We start from the raw sequence: 17,631 nt of genomic DNA, 5'->3' as shown, positions 1-17,631 counted from the left end.
AGTTGGCAGCATCACCGAGGCAACGAGCTAATTAGCTGTCTATAATTACACCGCACTATGGCCTTACTGATCGATTTTCACTCAACCACAACCTTCACCTTCGGTTTAGAAAGGATAATTTTGACCAGGTCGATGTATGTTACCGGTTTATAGAAATAATAACCCTGCTGAAATGTGATATTATTTTGATTCAGATAGTCAAGTTGTTCTTTCGTTTCGACACCTTCAGCGACGATACTGATCGAAAGTTTACGCGCCAGATCCAATACACAATCCAGAATCCGAGTTGATTCTGGGTCTGCGTTTACGCGGCCAACGAAACTGTGATCAATTTTGATATAATCAATATGCAGGTCATGCAGATAAGAAAGCCCTGAGTAGCCAGTACCGAAATCATCCAGCGCGATGACAAAACCATTTTCATGCAGAATGTTCAACCGCTGAACCAGACTTTCATCAACATTTAATGGCTCACGCTCGGTAACTTCCAGAACGAGGTTTAAATCGCGACGGGTAAAACTGTCACGGTAATTTAAGCACTCGTCGACAAATGTCGGCGAAATAATATGCGAGGCGCTAAAATTAATCCCAATATGAAAACCTTCCGGCAGTTTACTCGCGATAGCGTTCATCTGTCTGGCAACCTGATTCATCAGGCTTTGCGTAAGCGGAACGATTAATCCGGATTTTTCAGCAAGTGGAATAAATGCCGCGGGTGATATATATCCACCGTGAGGTTGTTTCCAGCGGGCTAACACCTCAACTCCCCGCAATGTCCCTTCCCGACCATTTACCACAGGTTGGTAAAATGGGACGATCTCCCCATTATTTATAGCCCGTCGCAGGATCTCTTCAGGCGTTGCGCTTTTATTGAAATACCTATCAAGCAGGAAGGCAGCGGCGCAGGCGATTAACAGAATAAATATCAAAATCCCAAAGCCTTTATCGATAAGTCTGTAGAAGCTAAAGAGTGGCGGCGGGTTAAAGATAATAGTGAAATGATATTTTGTGGAGTGAACCTTCTCGGTATAGGGATAGTGTCCATTAAGCGTCATCACATCACCCGTAGGTCCAATAATTTCATCTGCCACGCGTAATACATACCTTACCCCTTTCAAGGGTACATTAAGCGTCCCGCGAATATGCTGATCACTTATCGTAACCAAAATGCGCGTATCTGCAAATTGGCTCTGATAGAGCAGGATAGGTAATCTATTAACGGTGTCGATTGCCGGAGCCAGCAGTAAATTACTGTCCGGGAAAACAGGAATACGAGACAGTAGGACCCGATTCCCCGGTAAGGATGTACACCAGACCGTTCCCTGTTTGAGAATGATGATTGTGCGCAGGTGAGGTTTCAGAGCTGCTTCAGTGCCAAGCTGATATTGCTCCTCGAGGTCGCATTCCTTCCCGGCAATGTTAACCGCCGTTTGAGTCGCCTGTGACGCTTCTTCAAGTATATGATTGATATTGTTGGCGGCATATCTTGCTCCCGCCAGGTACTCTGCTTTTGCGGAATATCAGAGCTGGATGTTCAAAATAGTGACACCGGTTATAAACAAGCATATCGCAATGAAGATGGGTATGAGTGTATTGCGCATTTGCTTGTCCCGGCCAAAGGGTTTAATACATGAAAATGCCATTCATTCGCTCGCACTGGCATCTACAGAGAGCATGGTAGAGAGCATAAGAAATATCCACGCCGAAGATAAAATTTTCTCCATCTTCATCTAACCTATTAATTATTGAGCACAATGTAGTCAGAATTAAACAAATTAGGTGGGATATCAGGCGTCAAGAATGGAAAACGAGCGCTCTCCATTCCTGTTTGCCCCCTGATATTGCGGATATATTAAGAAAGCATAACGCCTGAAATGCTCACTTTGCACCAGCATGATGATACAGCTGATGTTTATTCTATAACCTTACTCAAGTTCTAAGAGAGCACTGATTCCCTGTCATTAATAATGATATCCGTTAGTGTAGTCTTATGCATTTCAATGTACTGCAAGATTTGCAGATAGAGATCAGAAAGAATCACACTAGTTTCATCTTTTAAACGCAAGCGTAAAGCCTGATCAATAATATGACTATCAACATACCCGTGCGTCATGAGCACCTCCCTCTCGAGATTTTTAAACAAAGCACATTGAAAAATAAATCTCTCGGGGATTGAATTATTCATGTCAGCCTCGTAGGAATATTGACCCAATAAAATTATGCTGTGTATAGTCTAAAGCGACAGACAAAAATAAGATGACTGAGTTTTCTATAAACTTATACTTAATAATTAAAAGTTACATATCATCAGCTGTGTATCGCAACACGATTTCCAGTGTTTTTCTAATCACATCAGCTTTGAGAATATCACTTGTTGTTTCCAGAGAGTGTATCAGACTTAAGATAATATTTTTATTATTAACATTATCGCCTGAAAGCATTAAATTGGTCACAGCCTGCCCTAACACAGCTGACTCTTCTTCTAACAAATTACCTGAACTACGAAAGTAGCTTGATAACGCTTTATCAGTTATTGCATTATGAATTGTAGTATCTTCAAGCATGGTAACCTCTCATCTTACTTATGAAATTTTAATGTATTCTGTTTATTTTCTTACCATTGAACATACTTTTATTGTCAGCTATCGCTGTTCTTCTGTTTGGCTCTCCTGTATCACTGTTGCTAAAATCACGAATTATGCTGTCAATTAAATCTCGTCGGAAAGCATTTTCCTCAGCCGATTTCATTACGAGTAATTGCTTAATAAGAGTCTGTAACGAAAAATTTATCTTCATGCGCAGTATATGGAGCACCGCCTGGCCAGTAATTTCATATTTTGTACTTTCATTATCAGATGTCTTCATAACGACTTCATAGCTAACCTGTTAAATAATCAGGCTGTTGCATTATTCAAAAAGCAACCCAATTAGTGCATTATAATGTTTCTGTTCCTCTTCCCCTGTCGCTTGTTCCAGTCGGCATAGAAGTTTGGCACAAAGCGACTTTCGACTCAGATTACGTCCATCTTTCAAAATCTCAGTCACAATTTCCCCGAGAGTTTCCTGCTGAGTAGGCAAGTTAGCTTTTGCAAAGTAACGAGTGATTGCTCCCGCAGAATCTAAAGTCACTGAATTTTGATGCATGCTACGCCTCTGTTAAAAATGTTAATCAATGTTAAGTGAGGTAACAATAGCAAACTTGTACGAAATATGTGTACAGAATGATAAGTTAATTTTTTGCATTTAGTGCTAATACATATAAAACAACAGGTTATGATAAAAAATATTGCATCATTTAAATGACAACCTATACAATATTTTTCGCCAACTCATCTTCAACTTTTTCCATTTTTTATCAATGTAAAGAAACAGTTATGTTTTGGTATTAAAAGAAAGACACCGGAAGATATGTCTGTTACCGTCTTACTCTCGCCTCTCCCATTACCCTGGACAGTTAATGCTTACCACCCTTATTTATCGTAGCCATATACGTGACGACGAACCTGTCAAAAAAATCGAAGAAATGGTTTCGATAGCAAATCGCAGGAACATGCAGTCTGACGTAACAGGGATCTTACTGTTTAATGGTTCTCATTTTTTCCAGCTTCTGGAAGGTCCGGAAGAACAGGTTAAAATGATATATCGGGCTATATGCCAGGATCCACGGCACTATAATATTGTTGAGCTGCTGTGCGATTACGCGCCTGCTCGCCGTTTTGGCAAAGCGGGAATGGAATTATTTGATTTGCGCCTGCACGAGCGAGATGACGTTTTACAGGCCGTATTCGACAAAGGCACATCAAAATTTCAGCTAACTTATGATGACAGAGCGCTACAATTTTTTCGTACTTTTGTCCTTGCAACCGAACAAGCAACCTATTTCGAGATCCCTGCCGAAGACTCCTGGCTTTTTATCGCTGACGGATCTGATAAAGAACTTGATTCCTGTACCCTTTCACCAACTATAAACGACCACTTTGCCTTTCATCCTATTGTCGATCCCTTATCGCGGCGGATAATCGCTTTTGAAGCCATTGTGCAAAAAAATGAAGACAGCCCGTCAGCTATAGCGGTTGGGCAGCGTAAAGACGGGGAAATCTACAAAGCGGATCTCAAAAGTAAGGCGCTTGCATTCGCGATGGCACACGCACTTGACCTCGGTGATAAAATGATTTCAATCAATCTATTACCTATGACCCTGGTTAACGAACCTGACGCAGTCTCTTTTTTACTTGATGAAATAAAGGCCAATGCTCTGGTGCCTGAACAAATCATCGTTGAATTTACTGAAAGTGAAGTCATATCTCGGTTTGATGAGTTTGCAGAAGCGATTAAATCGCTTAAGGCTGCCGGTATCAGTGTAGCAATTGATCATTTTGGCGCAGGTTTTGCCGGTTTGTTACTCCTGTCACGCTTCCAGCCTGACAGAATTAAAATCAGTCAGGAATTGATTAACAATGTTCATAAAAGCGGGCCACGGCAGGCAATTATTCAGGCGATCATAAAATGCTGTACATCACTTGAAATTCAAGTCTCTGCTATGGGTGTGACAACACCAGAAGAGTGGATGTGGCTTGAATCTGCAGGAATTGAGATGTTTCAGGGAGATCTGTTTGCGAAAGCTAAATTGAATGGTATCCCTTCAGTTGCGTGGCCGGAGAAAAAATAATTTTCAGCACATTATTTCGTATGATTTCTGAAAATCATCGTGAAAATGAATACGTTATGTTTAAATTTAATCCACATTAAAAATAATGTTTCATTCAATTTAGCTGAAATCTTATTTATACTTTGTACAATTTTAGCGTATATTGTACAAAGTATTATTGGGTCGTGTACAGGCGACGGAGATTTATGACCGCAAGGAGGAAGTGTGGCTTATTACAGCATTGGTGATGTTGCCGAACGTTGCGGGATTAATCCTGTCACTCTCCGGGCCTGGCAACGCCGCTACGGTTTGTTAAAACCACAGCGCAGTGAAGGCGGACACCGACTCTTTGATGAAGAAGACATACAACGCATCGAAGAGATCAAGCGTTGGATAAGTAATGGCGTCCCTGTAGGCAAAGTTAAAGCATTACTGGAAACCACCAGCCAGGATACGGAAGATGACTGGAGCCGCCTGCAAGAAGAGATGATGTCAATTCTTCGTATGGCTAATCCTGCCAAACTACGCGCGAGAATTATTTCACTGGGTCGAGAGTACCCAGTAGATCAATTGATTAATCATGTTTACCTTCCTGTTCGCCAGCGTCTCGTGCTTGATCACAACACCTCCCGCATTATGAGCAGTATGTTTGACGGCGCATTAATTGAATACGCAGCAGCCTCGCTTTTCGAAATGCGCCGTAAGCCCGGTAAAGAAGCCATTCTGATGGCGTGGAATGTTGAAGAGAGAGCACAATTGTGGCTGGAAGCATGGCGTTTATCATTGTCAGGATGGCACATTTCTGTTCTTGCTGATCCCATTGAAGCGCCGCGCCCGGAACTGTTCCCAACGCAAACATTGATTGTCTGGACAGGCATGGCACCAACGAGAAGGCAAAACGAACTTTTACAACACTGGGGTGAGCAAGGTTATAAAGTCATCTTTCATGCCCCCTAATTTCACCTTTATCCCGCCCCTTAGACAGAATCTTATAATCTGAACCCACAATAGCGTTTGTACCGGAGCTGGTCCGTTGCAAAATGCTCACCGGGAGAATTCAGGTAATCCCCCTTTCACACTTTGTACATATCACAGCCAAAGGACAGACCAGATTGAAGTGGTAAAACCGATCGTGCACACTACGCAGTCTCACAACTAACAAGAGGTTATTATCCTGATGGATCAGGTTGTTGTTTTTCAAAAGATGTTTGAGCAAGTGAGAAAAGAGCAAAACTTCTCCTGGTTTTATTCAGAATTAAAACATCACCGCATTGCACATTACATTTATTATCTGGCTACGGATAATATCAGAATTATTACTCACGATGACACGGTTTTGTTATTAAGAGGAACCAGGAACCTGTTAAAAGTTAGTACGACCAAGAACCCTGCTAAAATAAAAGAGGCCGCATTGCTTCATATTTGCGGAAAATCAACATTTCGGGAATACTGTTCAACACTGGCAGGCGCGGGCGTTTTCCGGTGGGTTACTGATGTTAATCATAACAAACGCAGTTACTACGCCATTGATAATACGCTTTTATATATTGAAGATGTAGAAAACAATAAACCATTAATCTAGCTAAAGTTGGAAGCTTAAGAAATGCTTCATAATTCAGTAAGACATTAGCATAATGGAAATAAAAGTGCAGAGACTATCCCTATGGATGATAAATACTGTCTTTTTATTGCCACTCATAAATAATCACCAGGCCAATACTATCAAATTGATATTTGAAATGTAATTACTTGACTTTCTATACGTTATTTTATAACGGTTAGCAAATTTATAAAACCAACGGGCGTGCCATACGCCCGTTTCAATACTTAACGCACATGTGTTTTGGTTTAGTCATCATCCGGTTATATGTATTTTAGCCAGGAATGGGTTAAACCATTCCTATATAACTAAAAAATTGAAACCTTATTCTCATGTCATGCTTATATTCGTCATTATCGTTATATAAAAAGGCCAACCATAATGTTTAGCAAATTGGCACAAAGTAGTATAAAGGCTATGTTTTAATTACAGGATGTTCAGTCATTTGAATGTATAACATTTTAGCTAAACAAATCTAAAACGAAGTGAATAATCTAATATTTTCACTAAATCTCATTTTGTTTAATATCTATTGAGATTTCTTGCTTTAAATTTTGTTTTATATAAACAATGGTTTTAATTTTTGATTAATTTGTTTTTTGGGGAGTAATATACACATATGCAAAGTCAAGAAATAAACATCCTAATGAACCATATTAAATACCGTGGGATAAGACATAACAAATGAAGTGGATAGTAATTGACACGGTAATTCAACCTACATGCGGTATATCTTTTTCAGCCATATGGGGTGATATGAAAATGATCATCTGGTATCAACCTACTATATTTCTCACTCCTGGAAGTATATTTACACCGGTTAAGTCTGGTATTATCTTTAAGGATAAAGAATACCCTATTACTATTTATAACATCACACCATTCAACAAGGATTTATGGAGTTTACTCAAAAGCAGTCAAGAGTGTCCTCCAGGAGAAAGCGAAATAACAAATAAATGTTTACATAATAGTTGTATTATAAAAATATGCCCATATGGACTCAAGTAATGGTCTTCATATAAATATTCTCGACATGATATTAATAATATCCACATAAATAAAACAACGGGCGTGTTATACGCCCGTTTCAATATTTAACACATGTAGAGATTACATGTTCTTGATGATCGCATCACCAAACTCGCTACATTTCAGCAATTTAGCGCCTTCCATCAGACGTTCGAAGTCATAGGTTACGGTCTTGGCGTTGATTGCGCCTTCCATACCTTTAACAATCAGGTCTGCGGCTTCAGTCCAGCCCATATGGCGTAACAGTATATAAAAATTATGTATTCAACTCGCTGATATTTAATCATAAATATTATTTTCTTGTCTTTGTATTAGCCAAAATCAACTTTATTCAACCGTTTGATTTCATTGACGTTCGTTTTTATTTTGGGGAAAGATTTTCTCTACCATTTATATCAAAATTACAAGTCTACATTTTATTAACATCTCAATACATGTGTGGCCTTGCAAGCCATTGCGAGGCCTTATGTGTCTCAGTTTTGTCCCGCCTTGTATTACGACTTGCATAGCCAATGAAGATAAACGTGACGACAAACAAAGCAGCTGTCTTCTTTTCTTTCACACTTTCCCCACTCAGCAGCATGCATACCTTCTACTATAACTGTAGTGAATGTCTATTATGAGCGAACTGCGGACATCGTGGAGACAACATGCTGCTGGGTGCGGATATCCCATGGCACGTCATATCGCTCGCCGTATTACTTGTTATTTTTTTGAAACGAGAAGTTGATACAATTCCTTCAGGGATAAGGCTAATAACTCATTCTTCCTGATGAGATCTTTATCAGCGTCTATACCCTCTGCGCATGATTCATTTAAATAGTTCAGTGTTTCCTGATCATCATCCAAGCATTCATAGCTGCCTGAATAAAATTCATCGCAACTTGCTTTGTTATTTTTGTCAATGTAACCAATGCATTGAATCACGCCTTTAACAACTTTAGCAGCAGAAAAAACAAAGTAACTGCAGTCATTTATATAGCGTTCAATATCAAAAATCATATAAAAATAGTGCATAGAGTGTTTTTCAATTTCAAACTCACTTGAAATCATAGCTATTTCACATTCAAGGTCTTTCAGACCATCTAACATTATGGAAAGTTTACATTGTTTTTCTTGCACAGTTTCATACTTAAATGACTCTCTCCCCTTTGCCCTGACATTTATTCTTTCTTCAATTGCATAAATATAAGCAGGATATACACGCGACCACACTTGGTTTATTTTTAGGATTAACCGGCCTCTTTTCAGCCTTTCTTTTGTAGCTATAAATTCTGCATATAGCGCAGCATCCTCTTCGCACCATACATCAACTTTTCGTTTATAACCCAACTTTAATTCTTTCCCTACGCATTCAGGAAACAAAGGATCAAAGTCCTTTAAGTATTCAAACTCACTTAGATAGAATCCTGTCTCATAACGATTAAATAATTTCCTAAACTCTTTCCCACTTAAGGTTTTCATTGTATCAATCACTCTGTTTTCATAAAAGCAAAGTCAACAAGATAAAACAATAAAAACTCTTACACAACCAGCTGATGTTTTTAAAATAGAGGATAATATAAGACAAGCATAACCTCGTTCACTTCAATGCTACTCCTATCGTTCTTTTGCGTCACAGAGCGCCTGCCGGACAACTGCATCATAGACCAAACGGAACTGCTTCCGTCGATTAATCAGATGGCAGCGCATAAACACGCTCAACAACCCGTTTGACTGCTTCAATTTTAAGCTCTTCGGAATAACGCTTACCGTGTAAGTCTCCCTGCAAAACGAGCTATCAACTTTTAAGGAGTCTCTGGCCCCCCCTGCTTCCGCTCCTGGCACACAGCAGCCCTAGAGACAGTGGAGTAAAGTCATGGAGGCTCGGTGGGGGGAGGTGCAAATCCTCCCATACAAAAAATACGAAAATCAGTAACGGCTAGAAATCATTCAATACATGCACTCTCGAAATTGCATCAGCCAACCGCAAAACGTTATTTCAAAGCCTACTAGCTGCCTTACTTTTTTCCTCAATAACGCGTCGCCAGCAGGAAACAACCTAATCCCTGTTTTGGGCCTCAAAGCTGCTAATGATAATCATTTTCATTTTGTATAGGCTGTGCTATAAAACATAGCCGTTGCTATGTTTGTTCTAATTTTGCTCACTATAGGTACTAAATTATGCACTCGATAAAAAAAGTAACCATGCTCTTGGGGGGGCTCGCACTCACCTGCTCGATCGCATTTCAGGCAAGTGCAACTGAAAAATTCAAGGTCATTACAACATTTACCATCATCGCGGATATGGCCAAAAACGTGGCGGGAGATGCTGCAGAAGTCTCATCCATAACCAAGCCTGGTGCAGAAATTCATGAGTATCAGCCTACCCCTGGCGATATTAAACGTGCGCAGGGGGCACAACTGATTCTCGCCAATGGTATGAATCTGGAATTGTGGTTCCAACGCTTTTACCAGCATCTCAATGGGGTTCCAGAAGTAATTGTCTCTTCGGGTGTGACGCCTGTAGGGATCACCGAAGGACCCTATGAGGGCAAACCTAACCCCCATGCATGGATGTCGCCAGATAATGCTCTGATTTACGTCGATAATATTCGTGATGCGTTGATAAAATACGATCCGGCAAATGCACAAACCTACCAACGCAATGCCGATACTTATAAAGCCAAGATTACCCAAACCCTTGCCCCCCTGCGTAAGCAGATTACGGAACTCCCTGAGAATCAGCGATGGATGGTCACCAGTGAAGGGGCTTTTTCTTATCTCGCACGCGATTTGGGGCTAAAAGAGCTTTATCTGTGGCCGATTAATGCCGATCAACAAGGAACACCGCAGCAGGTACGTAAGGTTGTTGATATAGTTAAGAAAAATCATATCCCGGCAGTCTTTAGCGAGAGTACGATTTCCGATAAACCAGCGCGTCAGGTTGCGCGTGAAACCGGCGCACACTACGGCGGTGTGCTCTATGTCGATTCCCTGAGCACAGAAAACGGCCCGGTACCGACGTATATCGACCTTCTTAAGGTTACTACCAGTACGCTGGTACAGGGAATTAAAGCTGGGAAAAGGGAGAAATAATGATGCAATCTGCAGGCATTGTCGTTAATGATGTTACTGTCACCTGGCGTAACGGGCACACAGCACTGCGCGATGCATCCTTCACAGTACCAAGTGGATCTATTGCCGCTCTGGTTGGGGTAAACGGTTCCGGAAAATCGACGTTGTTTAAAGCGATTATGGGATTTGTGCGTCTGACCAGCGGAAAGATATCTGTTCTGGGTATTCCCACGCGACAGGCGTTACAGAAAAACCTGGTTGCCTACGTCCCTCAGTCAGAAGATGTTGACTGGTCATTTCCTGTACTGGTGGAAGATGTGGTGATGATGGGCCGCTATGGGCATATGGGTATGTTGCGTATCGCCAAAAAGAGGGATCGTCAAATTGTCACCGATGCGCTGGAACGTGTCGATATGGTGAATTTTCGCCATCGACAAATCGGCGAGCTTTCCGGTGGACAAAAGAAACGCGTCTTTCTGGCGAGAGCGATTGCACAGCAGGGTGATGTGATCCTGCTGGATGAACCTTTTACTGGCGTTGATGTGAAAACCGAAGCCAAAATCATCAGCCTGTTGAGGGAGTTACGCGCGGAAGGCAAAACGATGCTTGTCTCAACACACAATCTCGGATCCGTCACGACATTTTGCGATTATACGGTCATGGTCAAAGGCACCGTCCTGGCAAGCGGGCCGACAGACACCACTTTTACAGCCGAGAACCTAGAGCTGGCTTTTAGCGGCGTACTGCGCCATGTCACACTTAACGGCTCGGAAGAAAGCATTATTACTGACGATGAACGCCCTTTTGTGGCTCATCGACCGTCAGCGGTGCAGAGGGAAGAAAGATGAACGTGCTACTGGAACCCTTCAGCTATGAATATATGCTCAATGCGATGTGGGTCTCGGCGATGGTCGGCGGTCTCTGCGCTTTCCTGTCATGCTATCTGATGCTAAAAGGCTGGTCGCTGATTGGCGATGCGTTGTCGCACTCTATTGTCCCGGGTGTTGCGGGGGCATATATGCTGGGGCTTCCGTTTTCTCTGGGAGCCTTCTTTTCCGGCGGACTGGCTGCGGGCAGCATGCTGTTTCTTAACCAACGCACCCGCTTAAAAGAAGATGCCATCATCGGTCTGATCTTCTCGTCCTTTTTTGGCCTGGGGCTGTTTATGGTGTCATTGAACCCGACATCTGTGAACATTCAGACCATCGTCCTGGGCAATATTCTGGCAATCGATCCGGCGGATATCCTGCAACTCACTATCATTGGCATTCTCTCGATCATCGTGCTTTTTTTCAAATGGAAAGATCTTATGGTGACCTTTTTCGACGAGAATCACGCCCGTGCTATTGGATTGCATCCGGGCAGATTAAAACTCCTCTTCTTCACCCTGCTGTCGGTTTCGACCGTTGCGGCGCTGCAAACGGTTGGTGCCTTTCTGGTGATCTGTCTGGTGGTGACTCCCGGTGCAACAGCATGGTTGTTAACCGATCGTTTTCCCCGCCTGCTCATGATTGCTGTAACTATTGGCAGTGTAACCAGTTTCCTCGGCGCGTGGGTCAGTTACTTTCTGGACGGCGCGACAGGTGGAATCATCGTGGTGGCGCAGACACTGCTGTTTCTTTTAGCATTTGTCTTTGCGCCCACCCATGGGCTTTTGGCAAATCGTCGGCGTGCGCATAAGGCGCTGGAGGATCGCTCATGATGGCATTATTACTGGAGCCACTGCAGTTCACCTTTATGAGTCACGCACTGCTGATTTCACTGGTAGTTTCCATACCCTGTGCGCTGCTGTCGGTCTTTCTGGTCCTGAAAGGTTGGGCACTGATGGGTGACGCGATGAGTCATGCGGTTTTTCCTGGCATCGTGCTTGCCTGGATTCTGGGGTTACCTTTGGCTACAGGGGCATTCGTCGCCGGAGTATTCTGCGCGGTGGCGACGGGATACCTGAAAGACAACAGCCGAATCAAGCAAGATACAGTGATGGGGATTGTTTTTTCTGGCATGTTTGCCGCAGGTCTGATCTTGTATATTGCAGTCAAACCAGACGTACATCTTGACCATATTCTTTTCGGCGACATGCTCGGGATAACCATCGGCGATATAATCCAGACGATGATTATTGCCGGGCTGGTTACACTTGTTATTAGCGTAAAATGGCGGGATTTTTTGCTGTTCAGCTTTGATTATCAACAGGCGCAGGTAAGCGGTTTGCATACGAGATGGCTGCATTATGGGCTGCTGTGCATGGTCTCTCTGACCATTGTGGCGACGCTGAAAGCGGTAGGTATCATTCTCTCCATTTCTCTGCTCATTGCGCCTGGCGCCATTGCGGTACTCCTGACACAACGCTTTCATATTGCGCTCCTACTGGCGACTGGCATATCGGTAATAGTGTCAATGACTGGTGTCTGGTTGTCCTTTTTTATCGACAGCGCACCAGCTCCGACGATTGTCGTCTTATTCGCGGTTTTGTTCATCATGACGTTTGCCGTTACCAGCATCAACGCACGCAAAAAGGGAAACTCCCATACACAGGATCTGTTATCACCCAATTAGCACAACATCCGAGGACAGCAACACCCGATACTTTTTCCTGGCTTCCAGCAACGGGGTTTCTTCCTCCGTTGCATATACAGCTCACCTTTTTTCACCCACGATTAACCAACAGCCAGACCAGCAGACACGCCACCACCGGCACAGCAAAATCCATCAGGCTTGCCACATCCCAAGCTCGCGGATCAAAACCGCCCCACCACGGCATATTCATTCGCTTGCCATGCCCGAACATTTCAATCCAGCGATATTCTGCCTGGGTATGTTCACGCGCAATGAAGAACGTACAACCGGCTATCGCTCCGTAAGCCCAGTTTCCGGTAAAAAGACCAACCAGTATCTGCGCAGCCACAGCACAAAGTGCATGAAGTAAGGGGCTTATATCCATTATTTCCTCCTTTCAGCTCCATTCCCGAAGCGGTGTTTCCAGCTCCACGACATAATCAGAGAATACAGAAACATCAAACAAGTCATCAAGAATGCGAATGTTGACAAAATAACCGTCATTCCGGACACAGACAGGTTCTCCCTCTTCTGTTACCCCTGTTTCTGTGTAGGTGAAACCAATTTCATCGACTAACAGTTTATTCTGGAGGTCTTCATCCTCCTCCCAGTCAAGAGATGACAGGAAGGATTTAAACTCTCTGTTACCAGGAAATTTCAAAGTTAAATCTTTCATACTGCCTCCTTGATTTGCCTGTCATTTAATTCTTTAAACCAGACTCTGAAATTTCTGATGTGTCCAAACAAATGACGCGTTCCTGCTGCGGTCTGCCCACCAAACCGGTACGATGTTGCTGTAACTCCAAATATTTTACCATTAAGGTTTGTTGTATAATTACCATTGCATATTGCATTTACTGATAAATCAGATTTAGCTCTCACACCCACAATGAACCTTTCTCCATCTGAGGCAATTTGTGGCTGAACCATTCCTACGTTGGCGCTTATCTTTCCTGTTGCAACAAACCCCAGCGATAAATAATTATCATCAATACTGTGCCCTCCAACATCAAATATCCTTGGCGCAACATTGGGCGGTGTACTCCAGTTCCTGCTTACTTCGCACAATACCGTAAAAGGCCGTGTTGACAGGTTATTCTGCGATGGGATAGTAACTACATCACTTGCGCGTGTTGTTGGCATTGTAGTTACAATAAATGACGATGCCGTATTGCCCAGTTCAATTTGCGGCGTCGTCATGGTTAATGTTGAGTCATCATAGAATGGCTCATTACTTATTTTATTTGTCATATAAAAAGCACAGTTAACGGTATCAATGTCCGTATTAGCTGTATAAGTGGCCTCATAGTAGGTCCACTCGCCCTGTTGTTCAGCTTTGGCTGTTATAAGGGATGTATTACCGCTTACTGTTGCGATCCGGGTATCCAGATCAAGATAAGAGTCAGCAGAGAAGGTATCTGTTCCACCAATAATAACTGAAACTCTTAACCTGCATCGTGCTTTAGCGCCTTTAACCCGGCACGAAAAAGTGAAACATTCACCACTTGCCAGCGGGAATCTGTCTGCTGCAACCACACCATGCACAGTATAGCCACCTGTTGTTCCCACTATACTTTCCGTGGGTGTCACCGTGGCATAATTGAACCCCTGTTTATCAGTGCCAAATGTTTTATTCAGTGCGGAATGAACAGTCCATGAGTCTGGTTTATTTGAGTTCCTCAGATAATTTGTCCTCTGTCCTTCAATCAATAAGCCATCGCGCTCAAATCGCGGTTCGTCAACTTCAGCAAGCTTGAGTTGGCCGGACTTATTAATATACGTTGCTGTTGAAGCACGTTTAAACTTAACAATCTTGTCGCCTGGCATTGTTATTTCATCGTCACCAATAACTATCTTTTTATAAGATGGCGAAAAACCCGTAATCATATCCAGTGAATCGTTAAACGGTATCCACACATCAGGCAGCGGCGGCACTATATTCGCACAGGGCTCTGCAGTCACTTCCGCTGCGGCTTCTGCGCGGTCTGCCGCCTTTTCAGCTCGTGTCGCTGCCGACAGAGCCTCATCCTTTTTCTGCCCGGCCTTTGTTGCGTCTGCTGCGGCCTCCCGCGCTTTTGTGGTGGCGACTCCGGCATTTTCAGCGGCTGACTCTGCATTACGGCGGGAAGCCTCTTCACTGTCTGCGGAGGCTTCTTCTGACGCACGGGCATTTGTCTCTGAACGTTCTGCCGCTGTTGCTGCGTTTTGTGCGGCTGTTTTTGAAGAAGCTGCCGCTTTCGCGCTGTTACCTGCATTCGTCTCTGATGTTTTCGCCGCGTTCCTGGACGATGCCGCTGCTGTTTCTGATTTCTTTGCTGCCGCTGCGCTCTGAGAGGCGGCTTCAGCGTTGCGTGCCGCCTCTTCCACCATCTTTTCAAAACGATACAGTGCCTCCGGACAAACATCATCTTCTGTTGCAGCGCCCAGAAAATCATTCAATGTCCCCGGCTTAGAATCCTCATACACGGTGATGGTCCCGGCATGTGAAGGCGGAAAACCTTCAACCAGCAGGGCGACGCTGTACTGGCCATACTCAACATCCATGCTGTAACGTCCGGCTTCATCCGGATTTTCTGAGGCCACCGTGTTCACCACAACTGTGGTGCTGTTACGTTTTGCTTTGAGCTGAATGGTGCAGTTCTGTATCGGTTTTCCTGCACCGTCTTTCAGCACACCTGAAATCTGTACTGCCATATTCACTCCACAAATAAAAAAGGCACCATTTCTGGTGCCCGAATTTGGGTTTTAAAATTCAACTGATACTGATGCCGGCTGTTGATTTCTTCATCACGACAACAAGAAGGTCGCTGATACTGGTCGTTGGCGTCCAGTTATTTGCACCATATGAAGAAACATTGAAAGTCAGGGTGACATGGCCGTGTCCGGCAGGCATATCAATGACTGATGAAAATACCCTGCTGACATCCGTCGCGGGTTGCTGAAAGATTTCCTGTCCGTTCTTCAGCACCTGCAGCTTACAGGTTGAATACCAGTATGACTGTTGGTTGTTGCTGTTGAAGTTTTCATGCTTACCACCGCGAAACAGAACGGGGGGGACGACTATCTGACGGTCAAAAGCCTGGTCATCGTACACAGTGACCGTTATTGTACCGCTGGCATAACTGCCATTTCTCGGAAAGGCTTTTCCCACCGTTTTGACAATATCACCTTCAATCTGGTTAGCTGACAGTTTTCCCAGAATCCGACAGTTCTGGTTAATCGTGACATTATTGAGCGTCCCGGAGTTCGCATTCACGTTACCGCTGATATCCGCATTTCTCGCAGAAAGTCGACCATCAGGTGTCAGTGAAAACGTTGGGGGATTGCCACCGCTGGTAATGGTGGGAGCCGTCAGATATTTCAGGAACACTTCGTTCATGAATATCTGATCGCCCTGCCCAACAAACATCGGCTTTGTATTGCCATTCGCAGGATTAATCATCGCAATCCTGTCCGCCGCCAGCAGCACCTGACTCTGCATGCCGTCAGGGGTGTTCTCAATACCGGCACCAATACCCGCGATATAAAGGCGTCCGTCCTGCATCTGCTGCAGCTTCACAGCCCACATGCTGTTCAGGTTATTATTTGTATCAACCTGAACCTTCTGTATCTGCTGAATTGCCGCACTCTGGTCTTCCAGTTTCTTATTGACGGTCTGCGTGATTTCATTGCTGACATCCGTAATGGACGTCCTGATTTCAGCCAGGTCAGGCGCAAGCTGACCGTTATCAATCTGCGTCCACAGCTCCTGAGCCAGATGGCTTTTCCCTATCTCGCCTTTGAAAAAATCCAGATAGCCGGATGCATCATCACTCGGCTGGCCAACAGCCTCCACAAATGCCGATTTGCCAACGGTGTTCACACTGCGGATGTAAAAATAATAATCATGGCCCGGTTTGATATTGATACTGGCAGCTATCCAGTACAGCGCCGTGCCAAGATAGCGGGCTGTGGTTTCAACCTGCCTGATATCCGCAATCCGCTTTTCCGAGAACCAGAACTCAAACTGTACCGTCGGATCATAAACGGCAAGATGGGGCGTGGCGGTTATCTGAAAATACCCCGGTGTCAGCTCAATCTGCGACGGCGCTGCCGGTGCGGCAATCCGGAACGATACCGATGCCGGATCGCCCTGCTGCCCCCACGCATTTACCGCCCGGACTGTCAGCCTGTAGTTCCCCAGCGCCAGTTGCCTGAAGCGGTATGTGGTTTCCGTCGTCCGGGCCATGCTGACCAGCCGCTCACTGCCGTCGTCCGCTGCCACGGTAAGGCGAAGCAGGAAGCTCACGCCCTTCACCACCTTCGGCGTGTCCCATCGCGCCAGCACCTGATATTCCCCGCTGTCTGTGGTGACTTCGGCGGTCAGGTGCTGCACCGCTGGCGGCGTGACACCATTCACCGTGCCGCTCTGGTCGCCGTCAAAGTGCGCCCCGTTATCCACGATGGCTTCTTTTTCCGGTACATGCTGCACGGCGGTGATGGCATACGTACCGTCATCGTTCTCCCGGATACTCACACAGCGGAACAGGCGCTGGCGCAGCGTCGGCAGCTTCAGCCCCCATACGCTGTATTCAGCAACACCGTCAGGAACACGGCTCACTTTTACCTTCACGCCGTCGGTGACGGACTGAACCTCCACGCTGACCGGATTGCCACTTCCGTCAACCAGGCTTATCAGCGTGGTACCGGAGGATGGCAGCGTGATTTCACGGTCGAGCGTCAGCGTCCGGGTCTGGCTGTT

General features: G+C 44.5%; 18 protein-coding genes and 3 pseudogenes. 10 read left to right on the top strand and 11 right to left on the bottom strand.

The window, feature by feature from the left end:
• Positions 1-77 precede the first annotated feature (77 nt).
• The 5 genes and pseudogenes from G434_RS26755 to ycgZ form a co-directional block, all read right to left on the bottom strand.
• Positions 78-1,601: pseudogene (locus G434_RS26755) on the bottom strand (EAL domain-containing protein).
• Between the two features lie 335 nt (positions 1,602-1,936).
• Complete coding sequence (gene ymgC / locus G434_RS23430; RefSeq protein ID WP_001065757.1) at positions 1,937-2,185, bottom strand: protein YmgC; 249 nt, start codon at positions 2,183-2,185, stop codon at positions 1,937-1,939.
• 112 nt (positions 2,186-2,297) lie between these two features.
• The gene (gene ariR / locus G434_RS23435) at positions 2,298-2,564 is read right to left on the bottom strand and encodes a biofilm/acid-resistance regulator AriR (protein ID WP_000888778.1); all 267 of its coding nucleotides are present in this window, start codon (positions 2,562-2,564) and stop codon (positions 2,298-2,300) included.
• Positions 2,565-2,592: 28 nt separating this feature from the next.
• Entirely contained in the window at positions 2,593-2,865 is a 273-nt protein-coding gene (locus tag G434_RS0124565; RefSeq protein ID WP_000858017.1) for a hypothetical protein, read from the bottom strand.
• A 42-nt stretch (positions 2,866-2,907) separates the two neighbouring features.
• Entirely contained in the window at positions 2,908-3,144 is a 237-nt protein-coding gene (gene ycgZ / locus G434_RS23440) for a regulatory protein YcgZ (protein WP_000554146.1), read from the bottom strand.
• 313 nt (positions 3,145-3,457) lie between these two features.
• On the opposite strand from ycgZ, the gene bluF reads away from it, so the two are divergent.
• From bluF to G434_RS0124555, 6 genes are all read left to right on the top strand, one after another.
• The gene (gene bluF / locus G434_RS23445) at positions 3,458-4,669 is read left to right on the top strand and encodes a blue light-responsive regulator BluF (RefSeq protein ID WP_001309449.1); all 1,212 of its coding nucleotides are present in this window, start codon (positions 3,458-3,460) and stop codon (positions 4,667-4,669) included.
• A 204-nt stretch (positions 4,670-4,873) separates the two neighbouring features.
• Positions 4,874-5,605: a DNA-binding transcriptional repressor BluR gene (gene bluR / locus G434_RS23450; RefSeq protein WP_016238997.1), complete on the top strand. Its 732-nt coding sequence runs from the start codon at positions 4,874-4,876 to the stop codon at positions 5,603-5,605.
• A 220-nt stretch (positions 5,606-5,825) separates the two neighbouring features.
• A complete protein-coding gene (locus tag G434_RS23455; RefSeq protein ID WP_000373101.1) occupies positions 5,826-6,230 on the top strand; it encodes a DUF1398 domain-containing protein in 405 nt (134 codons plus the stop codon).
• Positions 6,231-6,282: 52 nt separating this feature from the next.
• Positions 6,283-6,393 (top strand): protein YmgL, encoded by a 111-nt coding sequence (locus tag G434_RS29530; protein ID WP_032140204.1) that lies wholly within the window; start codon positions 6,283-6,285, stop codon positions 6,391-6,393.
• Positions 6,394-6,629: 236 nt separating this feature from the next.
• Complete coding sequence (locus G434_RS30205) at positions 6,630-6,674, top strand: protein YmgK (protein ID WP_120795380.1); 45 nt, start codon at positions 6,630-6,632, stop codon at positions 6,672-6,674.
• Positions 6,675-6,932: 258 nt separating this feature from the next.
• Entirely contained in the window at positions 6,933-7,256 is a 324-nt protein-coding gene (locus tag G434_RS0124555) for an anti-adapter protein IraM (protein ID WP_001309448.1), read from the top strand.
• A gap of 102 nt (positions 7,257-7,358) precedes the next feature.
• Here the strand turns inward: G434_RS0124555 and G434_RS26750 are convergent.
• Both G434_RS26750 and G434_RS23465 read right to left on the bottom strand, forming a co-directional pair.
• A pseudogene (locus G434_RS26750) lies at positions 7,359-7,526 on the bottom strand (isocitrate/isopropylmalate family dehydrogenase); the annotation flags it as partial.
• 456 nt (positions 7,527-7,982) lie between these two features.
• A complete protein-coding gene (locus G434_RS23465) occupies positions 7,983-8,753 on the bottom strand; it encodes a hypothetical protein (RefSeq protein WP_000567449.1) in 771 nt (256 codons plus the stop codon).
• A 687-nt stretch (positions 8,754-9,440) separates the two neighbouring features.
• Between G434_RS23465 and sitA the strand changes: the two genes are divergently transcribed.
• The 4 genes from sitA to sitD are packed head-to-tail and all read left to right on the top strand — an operon-like array spanning position 9,441 to position 12,890.
• On the top strand, positions 9,441-10,355 hold the full coding sequence (sitA, locus tag G434_RS23470) for an iron/manganese ABC transporter substrate-binding protein SitA (RefSeq protein WP_000555630.1): 915 nt from the start codon (positions 9,441-9,443) through the stop codon (positions 10,353-10,355).
• A complete protein-coding gene (sitB, locus tag G434_RS23475) occupies positions 10,355-11,182 on the top strand; it encodes an iron/manganese ABC transporter ATP-binding protein SitB (protein ID WP_000983716.1) in 828 nt (275 codons plus the stop codon). Before sitA ends, sitB begins: the two co-directional genes overlap by 1 nt.
• Complete coding sequence (gene sitC, locus G434_RS23480; protein ID WP_001101732.1) at positions 11,179-12,036, top strand: iron/manganese ABC transporter permease subunit SitC; 858 nt, start codon at positions 11,179-11,181, stop codon at positions 12,034-12,036. The genes sitB and sitC overlap by 4 nt, the downstream gene beginning before the upstream one ends.
• Positions 12,033-12,890, top strand: coding sequence for an iron/manganese ABC transporter permease subunit SitD (gene sitD / locus G434_RS23485; RefSeq protein ID WP_000968127.1), 858 nt, complete (start codon positions 12,033-12,035; stop codon positions 12,888-12,890). The genes sitC and sitD overlap by 4 nt, the downstream gene beginning before the upstream one ends.
• A gap of 91 nt (positions 12,891-12,981) precedes the next feature.
• On the opposite strand, the gene G434_RS23490 is transcribed toward sitD, so the two are convergent.
• The 4 genes and pseudogenes from G434_RS23490 to G434_RS23505 all read right to left on the bottom strand — a co-directional run.
• Positions 12,982-13,275: a hypothetical protein gene (locus G434_RS23490; protein WP_000355360.1), complete on the bottom strand. Its 294-nt coding sequence runs from the start codon at positions 13,273-13,275 to the stop codon at positions 12,982-12,984.
• A 12-nt stretch (positions 13,276-13,287) separates the two neighbouring features.
• Entirely contained in the window at positions 13,288-13,566 is a 279-nt protein-coding gene (locus G434_RS23495) for a hypothetical protein (RefSeq protein ID WP_000654172.1), read from the bottom strand.
• A 1,654-nt stretch (positions 13,567-15,220) separates the two neighbouring features.
• A pseudogene (locus G434_RS31060) lies at positions 15,221-15,584 on the bottom strand (prophage tail fiber N-terminal domain-containing protein); the annotation flags it as partial.
• 58 nt (positions 15,585-15,642) lie between these two features.
• On the bottom strand, positions 15,643-17,631 hold a 1,989-nt coding region (locus G434_RS23505; RefSeq protein WP_016249725.1), incomplete at its 5' end, for a phage tail tip domain-containing protein.

Source organism: Escherichia sp. KTE172 (assembly GCF_000408845.1).
Classification (GTDB): Bacteria; Pseudomonadota; Gammaproteobacteria; order Enterobacterales; family Enterobacteriaceae; genus Escherichia; species Escherichia coli.
The sequence above is the reverse complement of the archived record's forward strand: the minus strand, read 5'-3'. Positions and strand labels throughout refer to the sequence as shown.